25 protein-coding genes and 1 tRNA gene are annotated in these 19,744 nt (G+C 44.1%); 14 read left to right on the forward strand and 12 right to left on the reverse strand.

The genetic code is table 11. From position 1 onward, the window contains the following. Window positions 1–187: 187 nt before the first annotated feature. Window positions 188–796, reverse strand: a complete 609-nt coding sequence (locus PseudUWO310_RS17305) for a hypothetical protein (protein ID WP_142603471.1) — start codon at window positions 794–796, stop codon at window positions 188–190. A 266-nt stretch (window positions 797–1,062) separates the two neighbouring features. On the opposite strand from PseudUWO310_RS17305, the gene PseudUWO310_RS17310 reads away from it, so the two are divergent. The 3 genes from PseudUWO310_RS17310 (at window position 1,063) to PseudUWO310_RS17320 (ending at window position 3,154) form a co-directional block, all read left to right on the forward strand. Next, window positions 1,063–1,305, forward strand: a complete 243-nt coding sequence (locus PseudUWO310_RS17310; protein ID WP_223805725.1) for a DUF86 domain-containing protein — start codon at window positions 1,063–1,065, stop codon at window positions 1,303–1,305. A 340-nt stretch (window positions 1,306–1,645) separates the two neighbouring features. After that, a complete protein-coding gene (locus PseudUWO310_RS17315) occupies window positions 1,646–2,167 on the forward strand; it encodes a hypothetical protein (protein WP_142603475.1) in 522 nt (173 codons plus the stop codon). A gap of 135 nt (window positions 2,168–2,302) precedes the next feature. Then, a complete protein-coding gene (locus PseudUWO310_RS17320; protein WP_142603477.1) occupies window positions 2,303–3,154 on the forward strand; it encodes a metal ABC transporter permease in 852 nt (283 codons plus the stop codon). Between the two features lie 46 nt (window positions 3,155–3,200). On the opposite strand, the gene PseudUWO310_RS17325 is transcribed toward PseudUWO310_RS17320, so the two are convergent. Then, complete coding sequence (locus PseudUWO310_RS17325) at window positions 3,201–3,491, reverse strand: hypothetical protein (protein WP_142603479.1); 291 nt, start codon at window positions 3,489–3,491, stop codon at window positions 3,201–3,203. Window positions 3,492–3,828: 337 nt separating this feature from the next. Between PseudUWO310_RS17325 and PseudUWO310_RS17330 the strand changes: the two genes are divergently transcribed. From PseudUWO310_RS17330 to PseudUWO310_RS17385, 11 genes are all read left to right on the forward strand, one after another. Continuing rightward, window positions 3,829–5,112, forward strand: a complete 1,284-nt coding sequence (locus PseudUWO310_RS17330) for an MSMEG_0569 family flavin-dependent oxidoreductase (RefSeq protein ID WP_142603481.1) — start codon at window positions 3,829–3,831, stop codon at window positions 5,110–5,112. Window positions 5,113–5,562: 450 nt separating this feature from the next. After that, the gene (locus PseudUWO310_RS17340; RefSeq protein ID WP_009628267.1) at window positions 5,563–6,045 is read left to right on the forward strand and encodes an MSMEG_0572/Sll0783 family nitrogen starvation response protein; all 483 of its coding nucleotides are present in this window, start codon (window positions 5,563–5,565) and stop codon (window positions 6,043–6,045) included. Between the two features lie 14 nt (window positions 6,046–6,059). After that, window positions 6,060–7,067: a Nit6803 family nitrilase gene (locus PseudUWO310_RS17345; RefSeq protein ID WP_142603486.1), complete on the forward strand. Its 1,008-nt coding sequence runs from the start codon at window positions 6,060–6,062 to the stop codon at window positions 7,065–7,067. Between the two features lie 199 nt (window positions 7,068–7,266). Beyond that, window positions 7,267–8,376: an MSMEG_0568 family radical SAM protein gene (locus PseudUWO310_RS17350; RefSeq protein WP_142603530.1), complete on the forward strand. Its 1,110-nt coding sequence runs from the start codon at window positions 7,267–7,269 to the stop codon at window positions 8,374–8,376. Between the two features lie 113 nt (window positions 8,377–8,489). Beyond that, window positions 8,490–8,987 (forward strand): MSMEG_0567/Sll0786 family nitrogen starvation N-acetyltransferase, encoded by a 498-nt coding sequence (locus tag PseudUWO310_RS17355; RefSeq protein ID WP_142603488.1) that lies wholly within the window; start codon window positions 8,490–8,492, stop codon window positions 8,985–8,987. Continuing rightward, a complete protein-coding gene (locus PseudUWO310_RS17360; protein WP_142603490.1) occupies window positions 8,988–9,950 on the forward strand; it encodes a sll0787 family AIR synthase-like protein in 963 nt (320 codons plus the stop codon). A 213-nt stretch (window positions 9,951–10,163) separates the two neighbouring features. Further along, window positions 10,164–11,069 (forward strand): class I SAM-dependent methyltransferase, encoded by a 906-nt coding sequence (locus PseudUWO310_RS17365; RefSeq protein WP_142603492.1) that lies wholly within the window; start codon window positions 10,164–10,166, stop codon window positions 11,067–11,069. Window positions 11,070–11,072: 3 nt separating this feature from the next. After that, a complete protein-coding gene (locus PseudUWO310_RS17370) occupies window positions 11,073–12,233 on the forward strand; it encodes an MSMEG_0565 family glycosyltransferase (protein WP_142603494.1) in 1,161 nt (386 codons plus the stop codon). A gap of 218 nt (window positions 12,234–12,451) precedes the next feature. Then, window positions 12,452–12,739 carry an MSMEG_0570 family nitrogen starvation response protein gene (locus PseudUWO310_RS17375; protein ID WP_009628260.1) on the forward strand — a complete coding sequence of 96 codons (288 nt, stop codon included), beginning with the start codon at window positions 12,452–12,454 and terminating at the stop codon, window positions 12,737–12,739. A 47-nt stretch (window positions 12,740–12,786) separates the two neighbouring features. Continuing rightward, window positions 12,787–12,878, forward strand: a tRNA-Ser gene (locus tag PseudUWO310_RS17380). 24 nt (window positions 12,879–12,902) lie between these two features. Further along, the gene (locus PseudUWO310_RS17385) at window positions 12,903–13,136 is read left to right on the forward strand and encodes a DUF2555 domain-containing protein (RefSeq protein ID WP_009628259.1); all 234 of its coding nucleotides are present in this window, start codon (window positions 12,903–12,905) and stop codon (window positions 13,134–13,136) included. Between the two features lie 46 nt (window positions 13,137–13,182). Here the strand turns inward: PseudUWO310_RS17385 and PseudUWO310_RS17390 are convergent, their stop codons facing one another. From PseudUWO310_RS17390 to PseudUWO310_RS17425, 10 genes are all read right to left on the reverse strand, one after another. Then, complete coding sequence (locus PseudUWO310_RS17390; protein WP_009628258.1) at window positions 13,183–13,704, reverse strand: DUF3172 domain-containing protein; 522 nt, start codon at window positions 13,702–13,704, stop codon at window positions 13,183–13,185. Window positions 13,705–13,856: 152 nt separating this feature from the next. Next, window positions 13,857–13,985 carry a hypothetical protein gene (locus PseudUWO310_RS23660; RefSeq protein ID WP_263363455.1) on the reverse strand — a complete coding sequence of 43 codons (129 nt, stop codon included), beginning with the start codon at window positions 13,983–13,985 and terminating at the stop codon, window positions 13,857–13,859. A gap of 61 nt (window positions 13,986–14,046) precedes the next feature. Further along, window positions 14,047–14,979 (reverse strand): methylenetetrahydrofolate reductase, encoded by a 933-nt coding sequence (locus PseudUWO310_RS17395; RefSeq protein ID WP_142603496.1) that lies wholly within the window; start codon window positions 14,977–14,979, stop codon window positions 14,047–14,049. A 412-nt stretch (window positions 14,980–15,391) separates the two neighbouring features. Then, on the reverse strand, window positions 15,392–15,589 hold the full coding sequence (locus PseudUWO310_RS17400) for a hypothetical protein (RefSeq protein WP_142603497.1): 198 nt from the start codon (window positions 15,587–15,589) through the stop codon (window positions 15,392–15,394). A gap of 107 nt (window positions 15,590–15,696) precedes the next feature. Then, window positions 15,697–16,101 carry a type II toxin-antitoxin system VapC family toxin gene (locus PseudUWO310_RS17405; RefSeq protein WP_142603499.1) on the reverse strand — a complete coding sequence of 135 codons (405 nt, stop codon included), beginning with the start codon at window positions 16,099–16,101 and terminating at the stop codon, window positions 15,697–15,699. Beyond that, window positions 16,101–16,355: a hypothetical protein gene (locus PseudUWO310_RS17410; RefSeq protein ID WP_142603502.1), complete on the reverse strand. Its 255-nt coding sequence runs from the start codon at window positions 16,353–16,355 to the stop codon at window positions 16,101–16,103. Before PseudUWO310_RS17410 ends, PseudUWO310_RS17405 begins: the two co-directional genes overlap by 1 nt. Window positions 16,356–16,459: 104 nt before the next feature. Continuing rightward, window positions 16,460–16,669: a hypothetical protein gene (locus PseudUWO310_RS17415; RefSeq protein WP_223805723.1), complete on the reverse strand. Its 210-nt coding sequence runs from the start codon at window positions 16,667–16,669 to the stop codon at window positions 16,460–16,462. Continuing rightward, on the reverse strand, window positions 16,669–17,883 hold the full coding sequence (locus PseudUWO310_RS17420; protein WP_142603507.1) for a tetratricopeptide repeat protein: 1,215 nt from the start codon (window positions 17,881–17,883) through the stop codon (window positions 16,669–16,671). Before PseudUWO310_RS17420 ends, PseudUWO310_RS17415 begins: the two co-directional genes overlap by 1 nt. A gap of 191 nt (window positions 17,884–18,074) precedes the next feature. After that, the gene (locus PseudUWO310_RS23665; RefSeq protein ID WP_263363456.1) at window positions 18,075–18,206 is read right to left on the reverse strand and encodes a hypothetical protein; all 132 of its coding nucleotides are present in this window, start codon (window positions 18,204–18,206) and stop codon (window positions 18,075–18,077) included. Window positions 18,207–18,225: 19 nt separating this feature from the next. Further along, window positions 18,226–19,677: a hypothetical protein gene (locus PseudUWO310_RS17425; RefSeq protein WP_142603509.1), complete on the reverse strand. Its 1,452-nt coding sequence runs from the start codon at window positions 19,675–19,677 to the stop codon at window positions 18,226–18,228. Between the last annotated feature and the right edge of the window lie 67 nt (window positions 19,678–19,744).

Consider the following 19,744-nt stretch of genomic DNA (forward strand, 5'->3'; position numbering starts at 1 on the left):
TGCAAATGTTGCAGCAACATTTCTCGGAATAGGTTAATCTCTTTCATGGGGGTTTTATTTGTGATGTGGTTATCTCTTATAAAACCCCTTCCTGCTTACTTTTGCAACTTTTTGTCCTGTACTAAGAAACTATGATTAAAACTCAAATTTTAGAAGCAATCAAACAAATGCCGAATAGCGATCGCTTCTATTGATTTATAATACCAACCAAAATTTGAGCTAATTCTTCGATATCTTCGGGAATTCGATACAGCGAAGCAATCTGTGTTATCTTTTTTGATTTCACATCTAAGTATCCAAACTGCCAAACATTACCAATCGTCACAGCTCCGTAAAGTTCATTCTGCCCTTCGGCTTCAGCGAGAGCAATTAATTCCACTGCTAGTTGGGTAAAACCTTTGGTAAGATCATCATTCTTAGCCTCTACAACCAATAAATTATGAGTAGAACGTACAAGATAATCCAGATAACCTTTTAGCCAATTATTTACGTTTAATGGATATTCAATTCTCAACTGACAATTGCAATGGACTGTAACCGCAAGTAATAAAGGAGCAACTAGCGTTTCACGTCGAGCAGTTTCGCTGGTAAGTCGGATACGGGGTAAGAAGGATTCGATGCGATCGCGTAATTCGGGAACCCAGTTTAGAGTCTCTTCTGTTTTTGGTAATGGAATGCGATCGCTAGCAAATGTATATCCAAATTCAGCCAGAATTTCGTCCGCACCGTAGGACATCTCGAAGTAGGAGCGAAAAGTATATGATTGATCAGCTTGGAGGATCGGTATTTTAGACATATATCTCTAGTTCTTTACTGATAAATCCTTAAGCCTATTATGCCATCACATCGCTTAAACTGATGATACAGACCATTGCATAAATTTAACAAAAAATAACGCTGTGCGATCGCGATCGCAGTTTGTGTTTAGAAGAGGCGAATTTTTACTTTAGCTTATTCAAAAAACTATGATTAAACCTCAAATCTTAGAAGCAATCAAACAAATGCCGAATAGCGATGTATCGGAGGTAATCGAATGACACAGAATATTGATAAAAAATTAACATCACTCGCTCGTTCAGACGTTATCTAAAATTTACACAAGGAATGGCTTTTGAGGAATTTGGTAAGAATAAAATGGTTGTGCAGTCTGTGCTATACAACTTCGTGATTATCGGTGAAGCATCCGTCAACATACCTGATGAAATTCAAACACTCGATCCCACAATTCCTTGGCGTAACATGAGCGATATGCGTAACCTAGCTATGAAGAGACTAATTGAGTTTAAAAATAAAGCTAGGAGTTAACTATGTCTAACAATTCTCATTGTAGGTTCTGCTTTTGATGACTTTCTAGAACAGGAAGGGATTTTAAACTCCACCTAAAATCCATGCCCCAGAATGAGCTAAAAACAATGCTGGGCGATCGCTCCTTAATTTGTGGTTATACCAAATCACAAAATGGCACAGCCATTTTGTGATTTTGAAAACCTTACTGGGTTTGGTTTTCAATTCTCAAAAGTGTAGCCACACTTTTGAGAATTGGTATTAGTGGAATGCACCACAGTTTGCTTGACAGTCTTGGAGGTTGCTGTATTACTTCTGAACTCATGTAGGATTGCTGTAGTCCTAAAAATAGTTAACGAGCGTGCAATCTTCTCCTCTTATTACCACCGAGTCCGAACATCTATCAATAACCGATCGCATTGAATCCTTTAAGGCAGGCTTTTTGGGAGCAATCGCCAGCATTTTCGCATTTTTTGCGATCGCCATTCTCCACCATTTGCTTGTGCAAACCTTGCAACCAGTCTTGACCAACTCCCCAACACAACTAATTGACAGCTTTGCGTTGGCTCGTCCCTTATTATTAGCAATCAAGTTAAGTATGATGGGCTTTGCAGGTTTTTTATTTGCAGTCACCTATCGCTACATTGTGCGGCACGATCGCAACTCCCATCTCAAGTCAGGAGCAATTTTAGCCTTTGCCTGCATTCGGAGTTTTGCCACCATTGAGCGCGAATTGTCATGGCTGATGCCATTACCCCTGATGCAAATTACTTTAGCGATCGCGATTTTATTATTAGAAAATATTGCATGGTTCGCGATCGTGCAAAATATTCTCGAAACCGCCATTCAGCACAAATGGATCGCTGCTTTTGGGTCTAAATAGCTAAGAAGTAAACTTAAAACCCACAAGAGCACACCACCCGCTAAGTTTTTTGGTTTGCAACTACGCTGACTTACTTGTCTACACAAATCCCCTCGCCTTTATCTATCTATCTATTTATATTTATTATTTATATTTATGCAAATTGCCCAAATCCCAGTCTGGCAATGGCTCTCCGAACCATTAGCACTAGAATTCATGAGAAATGCCTTAATTGCAGGTGGTTTAGCAGGAATTATCTGTCCAGCGATCGGTTGCTTTTTGATCGTGCAGCGCATGGCCTTACTGGGGGATGTGATGACCCATACGGTCATGCCAGGGATGGCGATCGCCTTTTTCTGGCGGATTGATGTGGCGATCGGCGCATTTATGTCGGGCATCAGTAGTGCATTTTTAATCGCTTGGTTGCGATCACAAACTCGCGTCAAGGTCGATGCGGCTATGGCGCTAACTTCTTCGAGCTTTTTCGCGATCGGTATTTTATTAATTTCTCTACTAAAAATTAAAATCGATCTACATGGATTTCTCTTTGGCGATATTCTTAGCGTTTCCCAAACAGATACGATCAGGGCAGGGGTGATTGCTGCGATCGTCCTAACCGCGATCGCCATGTTTTATAAACAATTGCTGTTTTACACTTTCGATCGCACTGGGGCACAAGCTCTAGGACTCCCTGTAAATCTCATTTATTTAGGACTGATGGCAGGAGTAACCCTAACGATCATTGCCAGTATGCAAACGATGGGTGTCGTGTTGGTGGTATCGCTCCTAGTTGGTCCCGCAATTACCGCCTATTTATTAGTCAAAGAACTGCATCAAATGATTTATGTGGGCGCGGGCTTAGGGGTTACTGCCAGTGCGATCGGATTGTATGCCAGTTATTACTTAAATTTACCTTCAGGACCAGCGATCGTCTTAGCGGTATTGATGTTATTTTTATTAGCTTTAGTTTTTAGCCCCACTCAAGGCTTACTGACTGGCTCCAAATAAAAAAGCGGCGCTTTGCGCCGCTTTTTTACTGCGATGGCACGTAGGTTTATGCTTCGGATGATTCTTCGGGAGCGGTTTCTTCGCTACTGGAGGCTTCTGCGGCGACTTCTTCTACGACTGGTTTGGGTTTGGTGGGCTTTGGTCCCCTAACCAAAGCGAGATTTACGGGAGCTTTGGGCTCTTCATCTCTGGAGCCTCGCTTATCTCTCTTGTCTCGACCGCCACTACGGGTAGAACGCTTTTTGTCGGAGTCATCAGACTGTCTAGCGCTAGGTGTAGTTTCTTCGGTTTCGGGTTTTAGCTGACGGTCTGCTTTCTTGATAGGACGTTCTACCATTGTTAATTCCTGATTACTCTGTATATAAGTATCCTAGCCTGTTTGGGGATAATTTCGCGATCGAAAATAGCGCGATCGAAAATAGCGCGACGCTTATTTACTTCTTGAAGACTACTCCCAGCTTGCCAAAAGATACAGATGTAAGAAGTGAATGATTATCTTGGGGGCTATTGATTTGGGTAAAGGTTTAAAGAGCGATCGCTTTCCAACTATGCAGATATTTCTCACTCCTAACGTTATCGATAGACTTCCATATTCCGTAGTTAGGAATACAAAATCCCGCTTTGGCTAGCACTTAATCTCAGTGCATTCTAAGCAAAGATTAAGAAATTAGCCAATGGCAAATCATTATCCCGTTGTAATTGTTGGCGGCGGTCAAGCAGGTCTATCCATGAGCTATTGCTTAAAGGAAAAAGGCGTAGACCATATTATTTTTGAGAAAAACCAAATCGCAAATGCATGGCGATCGCAGCGTTGGGATTCCTTTTGCTTGGTAACTCCTAATTGGCAATGTCAGCTTCCCGGCTATGCTTATCAGGGCAACGACCCCGAAGGCTTTATCAAAAGAGATGAGATTGTACAATACATTGAAAGCTACGCAAGTTCCTTTAATCCACCCATTAAGGAAGGTGTGGAAGTCCTGAATTTGCGCCGCAGCGATCGCGGTATCTTTACGGTAACTACTAGTAGCGGTGAATATACCGCCGATCAAGTCGTAGTTGCGATCGGAGCCTATCACCAACCCAAGATTCCCAAGATCGCCGAACGCTTACCCGATGGCATTTTGCAGGTACATTCCTCAAAATACAAAAATCCTGAATCCCTTCCCGATGGCGCAGTATTAGTAATTGGCACTGGGCAATCAGGCTGTCAAATTGCCGAAGACTTGCACCTTGCAGAACGCAAAGTCCATCTATCCGTCGGCAGTGCGCCGCGATCGCCACGTCGTTATCGAGGCAAAGATGCGGTGGAATGGCTAGATATGATGGGCTACTACGAATTGTCCATTGATCGGCATCCCCAAAAAGAGAAAGTACGCAACAAAGCTAACCATTACCTTACAGGTCGCGATGGCGGACGCGAGATCGATCTACGCCGCTTCGCCCTTGAGGGAATGGAACTGCATGGTCGCTTAAAAAGTATCTCTAGTAATAAATTAGAGTTCCTTAACGACCTCAAACAAAATCTTGATGGCGCGGATGCAGTCTATGAAAGCATCAAGAAAACCATTGATAATTTCATCGAAACCAATCAGATTGCTGCTCCCACCGAACCACCCTATTACCCCGTTTGGCAACCTGCTGGTGATGCCGATCCAATGCTCGATCTCGATATAGCAAATATTACAACCGTAATTTGGTGTACTGGCTTCCAATCAGATTTCAGTTGGCTCGAAATTCCCGTATTTGATGGCAAGGGCTACCCTGCCCACGATCGCGGCGTGACTGAAGTAAGAGGGCTCTACTTTTTAGGTTTACCTTGGCTCTATACATGGGGCTCGGGAAGATTTTCAGGAATTGCTAGAGATGCGGCTTATCTCGCGGACTACATTATGGCAAGGAGCAAAGTCGCCCATACGAGCGATTGGACAGTGGTGAATGAATTTTTGCTCGGTTCATGACTCAAACCCAAAAGATCAGCGCTGGCGCTGATCTTTTGGGTTTGAGCTAAGTAGCTGAGCATAATTAAAACCCAACAACCTGTGGCGCACGCTGCGCGTGCGCCACAGGTTGTTGGGTTTTATATTTATAGCTATAGTCAGTAATCTTAGGACAAAAATCAAACCCAATAGAGAGTTGTGGCGCGAAGCGCCGCAACTCTCTATTGGGTTTGATGTCTTTATTTAAGTGAATATAGCTATACCTATCGATTTCGATAGGTATAGCTATGCATTTTGAGCAATCCCTGAAAAAAACGATCGCCTTCCTAGTGATAAAGATAGAGTTCTCTTTTCCGTAACTAGATATACAAAATAGAACCGTAGCTAACAACTAATCTGACTGCAAGTTCATACCTAGCTATAGGCTTTTAGCTTTTAGCCTCTCCTCCATTCAACCTTAAGGAAAAAACAATGCCTGAAGTAACTACTCCCGCTCATCAGACTGGCGACTTCTTTGTGAACTATGAAGAGAAGGTATTCGAGGATGTCAAAGCCGAGCCAGGGGAGAAAGCCCTTGTCACTTTTCACACCGTTGCCTTTGAAGGTTCGATCGGGTTTGTGAATCTCTTGCAAGCAACCCGCTTACTTCGCAAAGGTTTTGAAACTTCGATCTTACTCTATGGTCCTGGGGTAACATTGGGCGTACAACGCGGCTTCCCCAAATTAGGCGATGCCGCTTTTCCCGGACATCAGAATTTTAACGACCAAATCTCTAAGTTTATGTCCGAGGGTGGCAAGGTCTATGCTTGCCGCTTTGCCCTGCAAGCTCTCTACGGACATGGCGAACCTTCACTCATTCCCGGAATTCGTCCCATTAGTCCCTTAGATGTATTGGATATTATTCTTTTGCATCGTAAGGATAACGCTTTCATTCTTGACACTTGGACTCTTTAGGAACCTCATCAATCGTGGATTACTCGCGCAAAGTTAGAGCCGCCGCCGTTCAAATCAGCCCTGTTTTATTTAGTCGCGATGGTACGACGGAGAAAGTTTTACTAGCGATCGCGAATGCTGCCAAAGAGGGCGCTCAGATCGTCGTCTTCCCTGAAACCTTCATTCCCTACTATCCCTATTTTTCCTTTGTGCAGCCCCCTGTAATGATGGGAAAAGAGCATCTACGCCTCTACGAAGAAGCCGTTGTCGTTCCTAGTCCAGTTACAGAAGCAGTTAGTCAAGCGGCGCGATCGCATAGTATCGTCGTGGTGTTGGGCATAAACGAGCGCGACGGTGGTTCTCTTTATAATGCGCAACTTATCTTCGATGCCGATGGCACGCTATTACTCAAACGACGCAAAATCACCCCAACCTATCACGAGCGCATGGTTTGGGGACAGGGCGATGGGGCTGGTTTGAAGGTGGTCGATTCATCTGTCGGTAAAGTTGGTGCTCTTGCCTGTTGGGAGCATTACAATCCCCTCGCGCGATTTGCCCTGATGGCGCAGCAAGAGCAAATCCACTGCGCTCAATTTCCTGGTTCTTTAGTTGGTCAGATTTTTGCCGACCAGATTGAAGTCACCATCCGCCACCATGCTCTTGAGTCAGGCTGTTTTGTGATTAATGCCACAGGCTGGCTCTCGACCGAGCAAGTTACGCAAATCACCAGCGATGAGAAACTCCAAAAAGCCTTAAGTGGTGGTTGCAACACGGCGATTATCAGTCCCGAAGGCAATCATCTCTGTCCGCCAATTACCGAAGGCGAAGGCATGGCGATCGCAGATTTAGATTTTTCACTAATTACCAAACGCAAGCGCATGATGGATGCGATCGGACATTACGCGCGTCCCGACCTACTGCAAGCCCATCTGAATGCTGAACCCTTTGCAGGATTCCAGATCAAAGGATTCGAGCGTGGATTCAATGGAGTAAATGGACTCCCAGATTACGAGAATTTCCCCAGTCAGGAGCGCGGGGCGTAGCGGTTTGAATTTTGCCGAAGGCAAAATTCAAACTCCAAGATTAAAACTGAAGCTAAAAATGGCTACGGCATTTTAGCTTTGAAAACCCTTACTAGGTTTGGTTTTTAATTCACGAAAGTGTAACAACACTTTCGTGAATTGGGATAAAACCATATTTTTATTAAAAATCCGATCGCCAGTTTTGATGGGACAAGCCTTTATGAACAAGCAACAACTAATTACAGAATTGCAGACTAAGGGTTTGCAGCTAGCAGATCGTTCCAATGATCGCTCCAATGATCGCCAGATGGGAGCTAGTGGTCGCAAAGGCGGAGCGGGTCCTTCCGATCATAAGGCGATCGCTATTGATGGGACGACCGTTATGGTTCCTGTCTTTAATAGTTCGGCAGCGAGTTCCCCCTATAGGATAGAGATCGATGGCGAAACTCAGGAAATGTTCTTAGAATCGGGCAAAGAAGCGATCGCCACCATTGCCTTCCCCAAAGCGCCCAAGTTCTATGAATTAACCACCAGCGAGGGCATTCCCTATTGGAAAATCGCACTCCTGCACAGCCATGATGTCCTCGCCACAACGGTTCTGCAAACCTGTATGCGTTATAACCATACCGATACCGCCTGTCAGTTTTGTGCGATCGGGCAATCCCTAGAAGCAGGACGTACCATCGCGCGTAAAACACCCGCGCAACTCGCTGAAGTTGCCGAAGCTGCGGTGCGACTGGATGGAGTCAAAAATATGGTGATGACGACAGGTACACCCAATACAAGCGATCGCGGGGCGGCCTATTTAACGGAATGTGCCAAGGCTATCAAAGCGCAAGTAGATATTCCCATTCAAGCACAGTGCGAACCTCCCGATGATTTCATCTGGTTCGATCGCATGAAAGCCGCAGGCATTGACACCTTGGGAATGCACCTTGAAGCCGCCGATCCTCAAGTTCGCCGCAAAATCATGGCAGGGAAAGCAAGCGTTCCCCTCAACTATTATTTTGATGCCTTTGCCTCGGCTGTCAAGGTATTTGGGTGGGGACAGGTCAGCACCTATCTCTTAGCGGGACTAGGCGATAGTCTCGAAACTCTAGTCGAAACCTGCGATCGCCTGATTAGTATAGGAGTTTATCCCTTTGTCGTTCCCTTTGTTCCCATTAGCGGTACGCCATTAGCCAACCATCCCGCACCAAGCACGGAGTTTATGTTTGCCCTATACGAAAGGGTGGGCGCTTTGCTAAAGCGATCGCAGATGTCTTCAGCAGATATCAAGGCGGGTTGCGCCAAGTGTGGAGCCTGTTCTGCTCTTTCTCTCTTTGAATGAATGTAATTAAACACCAAAATCAGAGAGCATCCCGCCCGCGAGGCGGGCGGTATGCTCTTCTAGGTTTTAGATTTACCTATGCTTACTCCCTTCCCACCTTAGGAATAATTACCATGACTTCTGCTTATGTTTTCAAGCTCGCCTCTACAGCTCAAGAAATAGAGGCCTACTTCAAACTTCGCCAAGCAATCTTTGTCGAAGAGCAGTATGTATTTGAAGAGAACGATATCGATGATATTGATCAAATCGCCTATCCGATCGTGGCGATAAATACCGATGACAATCAAGTTGTGGGGGTTGTCCGAATTTATGAAACCGAAAAAGGAATCTGGTACGGTGGCAGGCTGGGTACTCATAAAGACTACCGACGTGGTTGGCAAATTGGCAAAGGATTGATTTATAAAGCAGTGACAACGGCGAATACATGGGGATGCGATCGCTTCCTTGCCACAGTGCAGATCCAAAACGTACGTTTCTTTCAGCGTCTACATTGGGAATCCCTAGAGGAAATGACGATCTGCGATCGCCCCCACCACTTTATGGAAGCCGATCTGAATTTCTATCCCGCAGGGAATGAAATCCGTCCTTTCCCCTACCGTGAGGCATCCTAGATGCTATCCGATCTCGTCACCCATCTAAGGCAATCCATGGGGATATTGCATAAGCAGGATATCCAGATTGCGGCTCAGGGTTTGGGCGAATCATGGAACAGCAAGGGCATTCTTTTAGGTGATGATTGTGCCGCTATCCCCAATCGTGATAGTTACTTACTCCTTGCCGCTGAGGGAATGTTACCGCAATTAATCGAGACCGACCCTTGGTTTGCGGGTTGGTGTTCGGTGATGGTCAATGTTAGCGATATTTACTCCATGGGCGGCGAGCCGATCGCGATCGTCGATACGATCTGGAGTCAATCCCCTGATTCGATTTCGGAATTACTCGCAGGTATGAAAGCCGCTGCTACTGCTTACCAAGTTCCCATTGTCGGCGGACATACCAATTGCCGTAGCGCTTACAATGCGCTGTCCGTAGCCATTCTCGGACGCGCCCAAAAGTTACTCACCAGCTTTAATGCGAGACCACAGGATCGGCTATTAGTCGCGATCGATCTGCGGGGACAATTCCATCCCGATTATCCATTTTGGAATGCAGCCACTCAAGCCGAGCCGCAACAACTCCGCGAGAATTTAGCGATTTTGCCATCTTTAGCCAACTCAGGACTATGCGATGCGGCGAAAGATATCAGCATGGGCGGTATTATCGGTACGTTATTGATGCTGATGGAAACTTCTAATTGTGGGGCGATCCTCGATTTGGAAAGTATTCCCCGTCCCGATGGTATTCCCTTAGAACGATGGCTGATCTCCTTCCCCAGCTATGGATTTTTATTAAGTGTTCGTCCCGAAAAAGTAGAAAAAGTGCAAGCTCTTTTTCATACTCAAGACTTAATCTGTGGGGTGGTTGGTGAAGTGCAAGCTAGTCCACAGGTAATTTTACAATCGCGATCGGCTTCAGTTTTATTCTGGGATTTCGATCGCGATACTTTAACAGGATTTTCAAAACCCCAAAGATGAATAGCGTCGCTATTCATCTTTGGGGTTTTATGTCCTGAGCAGCCATACTTACCGACTAGTCGACTAGTCGAAAAATAGTAAACTAAGTAGCTAAGCATAAGTAAACTTAAAACCCAGAAGAGCATACCGCCCACTTCGCGGGCGGTATGCTCTCTGGTTTTGGTTTTTAATTATGCCTAGCTACTTAGAATCACCAGCTAGCAAGGGAATTTTATGACCGATTTTCCAGATTTAAGTCATCCGTTAGAAGAGATACCAGCCATTGCTACGCCCAACGATTCTGAGCAAAAAAGTTGGACTGAGGTAGTTAACGACTATGCTGGCAAAGATTTAGACGAAAGAAAGCATTGGTATGGCTCCGTGGCAGAAGCCTATAATCGGGTGAGACCTCGCTATCCCCAAGAAATTATCGACCGAGCCATTAAACTCGCTCAACTGCAACCCCCAGCCAAAATTCTCGAATTAGGTTGCGGTCCCGCGATCGCCACGGTAAACTTGGCGCGTTTGGGCTTTTCCCTAGTAAGTCTGGAACCAAATTATGAAGCTGCGGAATTAGCAAAGCAGAACTGTGCCCAATATCCCCATGTCGAAATTCAAAATTTAGCTTTTGAGGAATGGGAACTGGGCTCTGAGCGCTTTGAGGCTGTCCTTGCCGCCACCTCTTGGCATTGGATCGATCCTGCGATCGCCTATGCTAAGTCAGCATCAGCTCTAAAATCTCAAGGTTCTCTCATTTTATTATGGAATACCCCGCCACAAATAGATGAGACAACCTATCAGTTAGTTGAGGATATTTATCAAGCCCTAGTCCCTTCCATTCCCTTTTACGCCAGACATGAGGGCAGGCAAACCCATCAAGCCGATTTCTTAAAATTCAGTCAAACTATTCTCGATTCAGGCTACTTTTACAACCTGAGCTATGACTGCTCTAGGTATCACGTTGTTTATAGTCTTGATGACTATCTATTACTGCTGAGTACGCTTTCCCCCTATATAGCGCTTGCGCCCGACAGCAGAATTCAGCTCTTTGACAAACTCCGCGCAGTTCTCCATCACCATCGAGGCGATCGCCTTAAACTATCTTTTCTTTCGGCTTTCCATGTTGCCCACAAAATATAATCTATGTCATCGACATCGACAATATCAAAATTACACATTGCGCTCCTGACTTATTCCACTAAACCTAGAGGAAGCGTCATCCATACCCTCGAACTCGCGGAAGCCTTGCAAAAATTAGGGCATCGAGTCTGTATCTATGCTTTAGATAAGGATGAACTAGGATTTGAGCGCCATTTATCCTGTGAATTTCAACCCATTCCCGCCCAGTCTGCCCCCAAGGAGATTGATCGCCTAATTCAACAGCGCATTCAGGAATTCGTGGCGTATCTGGGGAGCTCACCCCTTGATTATGATGTCTACCACGCGCAAGACTGTATCAGTGCTAATGCTTTAGCGATTTTGCGATCGCAAGGACATATCCCCCACTTTGTTCGCACTATTCACCATATCGAGGATTACCATAGTCCCTATTTACGGGCTTGTCAGGATCGATCAATTCGGGATGCAGAGCTATGCCTATGCGTGAGCGCGGGTTGGCAAAAGCAAATTTACGAGCATTATCACATCCATGCCCCACAGGTACTGAATGGGGTGAATTTACAAAGATTTTCGCGCGATCGCAATGGCATGGAATCGCTCATTCGCCAAAAATTTGGGTTAACAGGTGCGCCAGTTTATTTAACCGTTGGGGGCATTGAGCCGCGCAAAAATTCGATCAAGCTCATCCAAGCCTTTGCGCGGGTTTTAGAAGATTTTCCTAACGCCCAGTTAGTCATTGCTGGCGGAGCCACCCTCTTCGACTATCAAGCCTATCGCGATGAATTTCTGGCGATCGCGAAAAACTTAAATCTGGGCAAATCCTTAGTAATTACAGGCGTAATCACCGATCTCGAATTGCCCGCTCTTTATCGCTGTGCCGATGCCTTTGTATTTCCGTCGGCAAAGGAGGGATGGGGCTTGGTGGTGATGGAGGCGATCGCTTCAGGATTGCCCGTCATTACCTCCAACTGTCCGCCCTTTACGGAGTTTTTATCGGAGCAACAGGCTCTATTGGTCGATCCCGACGATGTCGAAGCGATCTCCCAAGGAATGCGAGCGATTACCAACTCTCAGCTTAGTCAAGCCTTAGTAATAGCCAGTCAAGAAATCTTGACAAAATACACTTGGGAAAATTCGGCTGAAATGCATATCGCCCACTATAAACAGCAATTTGCGATCGCATAAATGCAGGAAATGTATGCAATTTACGGTAAAAATGGCAAAATTAGAGCAGATAGTACCGCTTTGTACCCATACTATGGCAATGCTTGAGATAGTTAGAATAAACTAAAACCCCAAAGATGAGTGGCGGCGAGAAGCGCCGCCACTCATCTTTGGGGTTTTATGTCCCAATCAAAACCTTCATTCCTATTGCTTTTAAAATAATTTACTGAGGAAATCCTATGCCTGAAATCCATTTTCAAATTGCTTGGCCAGATGATTCTCAAGATTCCTGTTACTCGCCATCTTTAATCGTTAAAGAATATTTTGTCCCCAACACCGAGTACGACCTAGTTGATTTTGTCGAACGATCGCGAACTGCTCTTAATATTGCCAGCGATCGCGTCAAGGCAAAGTATGGTTTTCCCTGTGGATTGGCTTTGGGGCAATTGCAGGAAATCGAGGCAAAGGCAGCCAAGTACGCCCAGTTAAACGATCCCAAAGTAAAATTTATTAAATTTAATAATTGACTTGCATTCTACGTACAATCTGATAAGATATAATTCCTAATAAATTTGGAGAGATGGCTGAGTGGACGAAAGCGGCAGATTGCTAATCTGTTGTACGGCAGGTAACTCCGTACCGAGGGTTCGAATCCCTCTCTCTCCGTTCACAAGCCTGTCATAGAGCGATATGGTTAATAACCCATCCAAGGATGTTATAGGCGAAGCGCCAGAAGTCGATCCTAGTAAGTTCAATGCGTCGGAAGTCGCAGCGATCGCGGATCGTCTTGAGCGGGACGATTATACCAATGCTTTTGAAAGCTTGAACGACTGGCATATTCTGCGATCGCTAGCTTTTAAGGGTTCCGAATTAGCTGAACCCTATCGACATTTACTCGATCTAGAAGCATTTGATGAATGCTAGAAGGATCAATACCAAGAAAAGAGCGTCTCATTGAGACGCTCTTTTCTTATGGTTGAGGGCTAGGGCTAGGCTTGGCGGGAAGGGCGTTAGTAAACTTCTCGGTAGCATTTTTACTTTCGTAAATACAATCAACAACGGGAGTCTTTTCGAGATCGCCCGTAAAGCCAAAGGTATTCATCCGATCCTTGCATTGACGGATATCGGCTTCCTTGATGACATTCTTTTGGAGCAGCAAATTCCAGTTGTTTGGCAAGACAACGCAGCCAGGAACAGGCTCGGCTTGACTGATGAATACGTTAAAGGGGTTAAGGGTCACGTATACCCGACTACTCATCACCATTGCTGATGCTCCGTAGTTATTGCAAAAATCGCGGCTGGGGGCGAGGTTATCTAGGCGAATTGCGTCAACGGTACGTGGTGTGGGGTTAAGGGTGGAGAGGGCAATACCCACACCAATACCCACAGCAAAAATTGCACCTGCGATCGCAAGTTTAGTAGTTGTGCCGTTAGATCTTGGTTCGGTAGGAGGTGTGTTCAGAGTTGTGGAGTATCTACTACGTCGTGCCATAGATGTGAGTTAGGGTTATTTCCTAGATTAACCGAAAGTGCTGAACTTTTGAGAGCTTTACCGAGTAAACCTCTCAAAAGTTATACGAATTCACAAAAGTGTCGCCAAACTTTTTATCCCAATTCACTGAAGTGAGCCAACACTTCAGTGAATTAAAAAACAAACCCAGTAAGGTTTTGAGATTCACAAAATGGCGTTGCCATTTTGTGAATTGGTATAAACTCGTCAAGAATTGATTGGCGGCGCGAAGCGCCGCCAATCAATTCTTGAGGTATAGACATACAAAAACAAGAATTAGACGTTGCGGCGCGAAGCGCCGCAACGTCTAATTCTTGGTGACAGCTATAGCAGGGCAATTCCTGCGCGATCGAGGATCTCAGGAATTAGGTGTTCGGCTTTAATAGCCATAATATGCACGCCTTGACAGATTTGCCGCGCCGTTTGAATTTGCTCCGCCGCGATCGCCATGCCTTCCTGTAGTGGCGACTTAGCCTTAGCTAAGCGATCGATAATGCGATCGGGTATTTGTACTCCAGGCACAAATTTATTTAGGAAAATCGCATTTTTAGCAGATTTAATTAAAAATATTCCCGCCAGAATTGGTTTATCCGATTGATTGGCGATCTGATTGACAAATTTATCGAGGCGTTCAAAATCGGTAATTAATTGACTTTGAAAAAATTGTGCTCCAGCATTAATCTTGCGTTCAAAGCGTTTTTGCAAACCCGACCAGCTAGGCGATTGAGGATCGACGGCTGCTCCAGCTAAGAAATCTGTACCTTGATTGGGCAATGCTTTGCCATTGGCATCCAATCCTTGATTTAGCTTCTGAATTAATTGCAATAGGCGTACCGACTCATAATCAAATACCGATCGCGCATCGGGATAGTCTCCTGCTTTTACTGGATCGCCCGTAAGCGCCAAAATATTGGTAATCCCTAAAGCAGCCGCCCCAAATAGATCGCCCTGTAGGGCAATGCGATTGCGATCGCGGCAAGCTAACTGACAAATGGTTTCTATGCCGAGTTGTTGTTGAATTAAGACTGAGGCAGCCACTGGGCTCATGCTCATCACCGCCCGACTGGAATCAGTAATGTTCACGGCATGGACGCGCCCCTTGAGCGATCGCGTCTGGGCAAGCATATGGGTGGGGTCGCTGCCCTTGGGCGGCGACACCTCGGCTGTGATTAAAAATTCTTTATTGGCGATCGCCTTGCGGAATTTGTTAAAAGTTGGCTCTGGTTTCTCAAATACTGACTGGGGCGACTCGATCATGCGAAACAAAATTATTAAAATTTTTTAAGATTGCCTGATTTTAAACCATTGCGATCAATTAACTCCCCAACTCCTGCGATCGATAACTCAATTTTTCCTAAGTTAAGCTCTTGCCTCATTGCTTAGGCTAGGAGATGAGGAGAAACCTTCGTAACCTCTGGTTTGCACTTGATAGGTTCTTATCTAGTCTCTGCTTGGCTATGCGATCGCCTTATAAATTCCTAACGTGATTAGCGATCGCTAAGTTTTTGCAATAATGCGCCGAACTTCTGCAACTTCAATTCCATCCCAAATTTCAGAGTTGAGTGAGTTCTAACGTTCATAGCATCATCCCATCCACGCTGAAAGCATTCTACCGCAGAGTCTAGCTTTTGTTCTTGGCTTGCAGTGATTTCTTGATTTGCAGCAATTATCAATCAAACGAACCACAAAGAAATTTTTGAAAGCGTTGCAAAGCAACGCTTTCAAAAATTTCTTTGGTTTGGGTTTGAGCGCAATGCGCTGTAACAAGTCTCTCAGTTTTTTTCTCTTGCAGTTCTAAAGATCGCATCATTTGGATAAGGGGTTCAAAAGGGAGAGATAAATTTACGGTTACTTGGGTTGTCTGCATAGTAGTCCTAATCTATGAGTTGCAATGCGATCGCCTAATAAATCAAAATACCACTCTGTTTAAAGTTTGGCTTTGGCTGCGTCATAGTCATCATAAATGAGCGATCGCTAAGGAACACAATTCACGCCCAAACCACGCATTTGCCGAATATGATCATCTAGCGCTACTACAGTAGGTATATTTAAACGCTGAGACATCACCAACAGCGAGCAATCCGTGTAACTCCAAGCCTTGTCATCGTATCGACAAAATGCTTCCCATGTGGCGATATCATCCGCTTCTGATAAAGCGACATAACGATGTTCTTGACGTAATAGCCGCCCAACAGCAATAGAATCTCGAATTGAAATCTTGACTCGGAGCCAAGTTACCGTCTCATCAAAAACTGTTGAGAGAATCACCCATTTTGAATCAGGATTGGATAAGAAATAGTTTTTTACGGCTAGGTGATGCTTCTCGGAGCCAACAAAAAAAGCAATCAGCGCTGATGTGTCAACTAGAACTTCTGTCATTACAGATTGCCATAAAGAACGTCATCAATATTTTCAGCATAGTTAGTAACTACATCTAGATCGCTATGAATCGGTACATCCAAATTTTTCTTCACTTGCAATCCGCCGCACAATTGCCAAGTTTGGGTATGAACTAAAGGAACTTCTTGATGTATATATTTTTGAATTGCTTGCATGACAAATTCCTGCACAGAAAATCCTGTTCGATTTGCCTGTAGCGCAATCTCATCGGATACTTCAATAGTAACTTGCATTGATTTTGAACGTTAACTATAGATTGAAAAGCTTATATGCTCTGATTTTAGCTCAAAAAAAGCGATGCGATCGCCTAATAAATTGCCAATGTGATTAGCGATCGCTAAGTTTTTGCAATAATGCGCTGAACTTCTGCAACTTCAATTCCATCCCAAAGTTCAGAGATTGGATGAGTTCTGCCGTTCATAGCATCATCCCATCCACGCTGAAAGCATTCTACCGCATTGTCTAGCTTTTGTTCTTGGATTGCGATGATTTCTTGATTTAACAAGTCTCTCAGTTGTATTTTCTCTTGCATTTCTAGCGATCGCACTATTTTTTTCGCTCTATACTCTGACGTAGTTCCGCGATACGGCGACGGTTATCCGCAGCAGGATCGTATTTACCAGAGTCGATAAGCTTAGCCATCATCGGGTTTTGCCTCAAACAATACAGAGTTCGTTTGTTTATAGTTGGTTCATAAAGCTTTTGAAGCTTTTCGGCTATCGCTAGAGCGTTCTCGTAGTCACCAAGTTCAATGTATAGCTCAATGAGCCGATCATAGTTACCACCATCATGAGGATCTGCTGAGATTCCCTCTTCTGCTAATAAGATTCGTTTCTCTTCTGGAGAACCTGTGCGATTTAGTGCAATCGTATAGTTGTTGACTGCAAACGAATTGCCTGGCAATAGACGATAACCCAATTCTGAATGGCGTAACATTTTTTGCGGCTCATATGCTGCATGGGGAGCGCACATATGAGCTTTTCCATGACCCAGCGACAACTCAATTGCTTTGCGACAATACTGTAAAGCATCTGGCTGAGGCTTCTTCGACAACCAAGTTGCACAGAAGATTATGAAGCAAAGTTGGGCATTATATGGATCTCGATCTAGTCCCAAGAGGAATTTTTGCTTGGCTTCTGGGATCTCCTCATCAATTTCCCACATAGCCACGATAAAATCTGGATCAATATCCAATAATTTTTGAGCTGCTTGGGCGCGTTCGATCATCTGTTCGCGATTGAAGTCGAGGCGGATTTTTCCAAGTTGAACCAGTGAATTTGCATCGCGCGGCTGGGCAACATTCCATCTGTTAACTATGAGATCATCTGACTTACTCCCAATGAGATGCGTAATAGCGTGCGAGCATTCGAGAAGAAACATCTTAAAATCTTCATTGTGAACTCTTGTAGTGATAACCGACCGATCTGGATGATGGAACTCAACTTGTAGCGAATAGCCGTCCGAATTAAAATTGGCAATACCAGTGACGTGGGATGATCTCAAGCGGGATCTAACCATATCGTTTACCGCCTCATAGGGTAAATCTGGAGTATCCTCAGGACCATGAATGCTGATATCACTCAACAACATTAGATTCCGAATCATGAGCCAAGAAAGTCCGATTCCAAAACATATTTGCTCAGCTTCGCCGTTTTGACTGGCGAATGGCAAAATATAGACATTGTCAAATGACTTAATTCGTTGGTAATCTTGGTCAGTTAGAAACTGCTCAAGTTTGCGCGGATCGAGATCTGGATACATAGTCGCAATGCCATTCGGCTCACTGCGAAAAAAATAGCCTAGGAGTCGATTAAAAACCATAATGGAATTCTTTGTAAAGCTTCTATAAAGCCTAGCTTAAAGTCAGATTATCGTAATCTTACACCTTTTATCGCCCCTTGATTTCTCGTTAATGCGATCGCCTAATAAATTGCCAATGTGATTAGCGATCGCTAAGTTTTTTCAATAATGCGTCGAACTTCAGCAACTTTACGGTTACTTGGTTTGATTGCACAGTGGTAAGGCTTGATCGCCCAATAAATCAAAATATCACCTCGTTTAAAGTTTGTCTTTGGCTGTGTCATAGTCATCATAAATATTCATTCAAGGGCTATTCCAAACTTTTGAGTTTATTGTCTGTCGCACAGGCTTTTGAAGTGGATATTCTTGATCATGGACACTAAACATATTTGGATTTTTTAAGATGCCAAGCTTTTCGCAGATTTCTATTGCTCTAGCTGCATCTTCTTCTGTCCAATCTGTTGCATCAAAATACATTGCATCTTCAGATCGCCCTTCATTATCGAACCCTGGTTCAGTAGCTATTCCGACAATATGTTGAGCATCAGTGAACTTAAGTTTCACACCAGAGCAGCAAGCCTCTAATACATTTCTACGAATTTCTCGATATTGCTCGTAAGTCATCCAATCAAATTGTGGAAGTGTTAGAAAAACATAATATGGTTCCTGTGAAGTTGTAGGAGAAGAGTAGCGCGTTGTACGCATATTTTTTGGCGCTGAAGCAATTAATCCAGAAAGTGCTGATGCAAGGTTTCTTCTTGCAAGGCGTGATTCTCTTGCCAAAAAACGAAGAAGTGGTTCTATTTCTTTGACGCTTGGATGCGTTGTGAAGAACTGTGTGTCTTCAATCACATGGTTACTTAGAGACTCAATCAACCCATCCCAAATATAGCTGACTCTATCAGCCGCTATCTGAGCTTTTCTTTCAGGGCTTTGGCTAAAGTCATCCCAATGACCTTCATCAAAAACAAGATTCTGTATTTGCTCGTCACAACTAAGCGGAATAACAAAATCATGCTCACCATTCTCCTCATTTATATTTTTGAGATAGTAAGCTAACAACTCTTCTTCTCCTGCGGCAATAACAACTGCATCAGATCTAAGAAGGCGCTCTTTTTTAGTTAAATAGGAAACGAAATCTGAAATAGTATCTACTGTCCCTAAAACAATATCCAAAGATGTGTCACCCAGAACATGTACAAATGTACGATTTGGATCGATGTCCCCAATAAAGAATGGAATATCGTCATTTTCATTTACATAATGAGCATCACCTTTGATAGAAGTATTAATCATAAGGCTACCACTACCACCAAGCTCCTGTTGACAACGACTAGAATTATCATGAGCAACTACAATTAGATGAAAGTTTGCTGTTGACAAATCAGGTATATCAATAGGAAAAGGTATAGTACATGAGCGATCTAAGAAAAGGCGATTTTGGCTTTTCTTAATCCATCCTTCAGCACCCCACAATTGATCTGCGGATTTTTGTATTGCTCTTTTAAACCATCGATTCCAATCGAGATCAAGTCGATCAGTATTTGGGAACTGACAATCTTTATCTGAGAAAATAATGACGTGATTCTCGAAAACTACTAGCAGATCACATACTTCTTTTCCATCAGTTCTTCCACCTGAAATTTGGTCTCTATATACCCCTGAATAGCTCCAAAGTGATAAAAATGTGCGATCACAAAGAACCTTTAAGTATCGTTCAGATTCAGTAATACCATCTGCGCGTTTGATAGACATAAATAAATTTGGATATTTGCAAGTTTAAAAAAGTGGCTATTATTTACTTCTCTTCTTAGCTTGGATA

Origin of the sequence: Pseudanabaena sp. UWO310, assembly GCF_006861605.1 — a bacterium.
Taxonomy (GTDB): domain Bacteria; phylum Cyanobacteriota; class Cyanobacteriia; order Pseudanabaenales; family Pseudanabaenaceae; genus Pseudanabaena.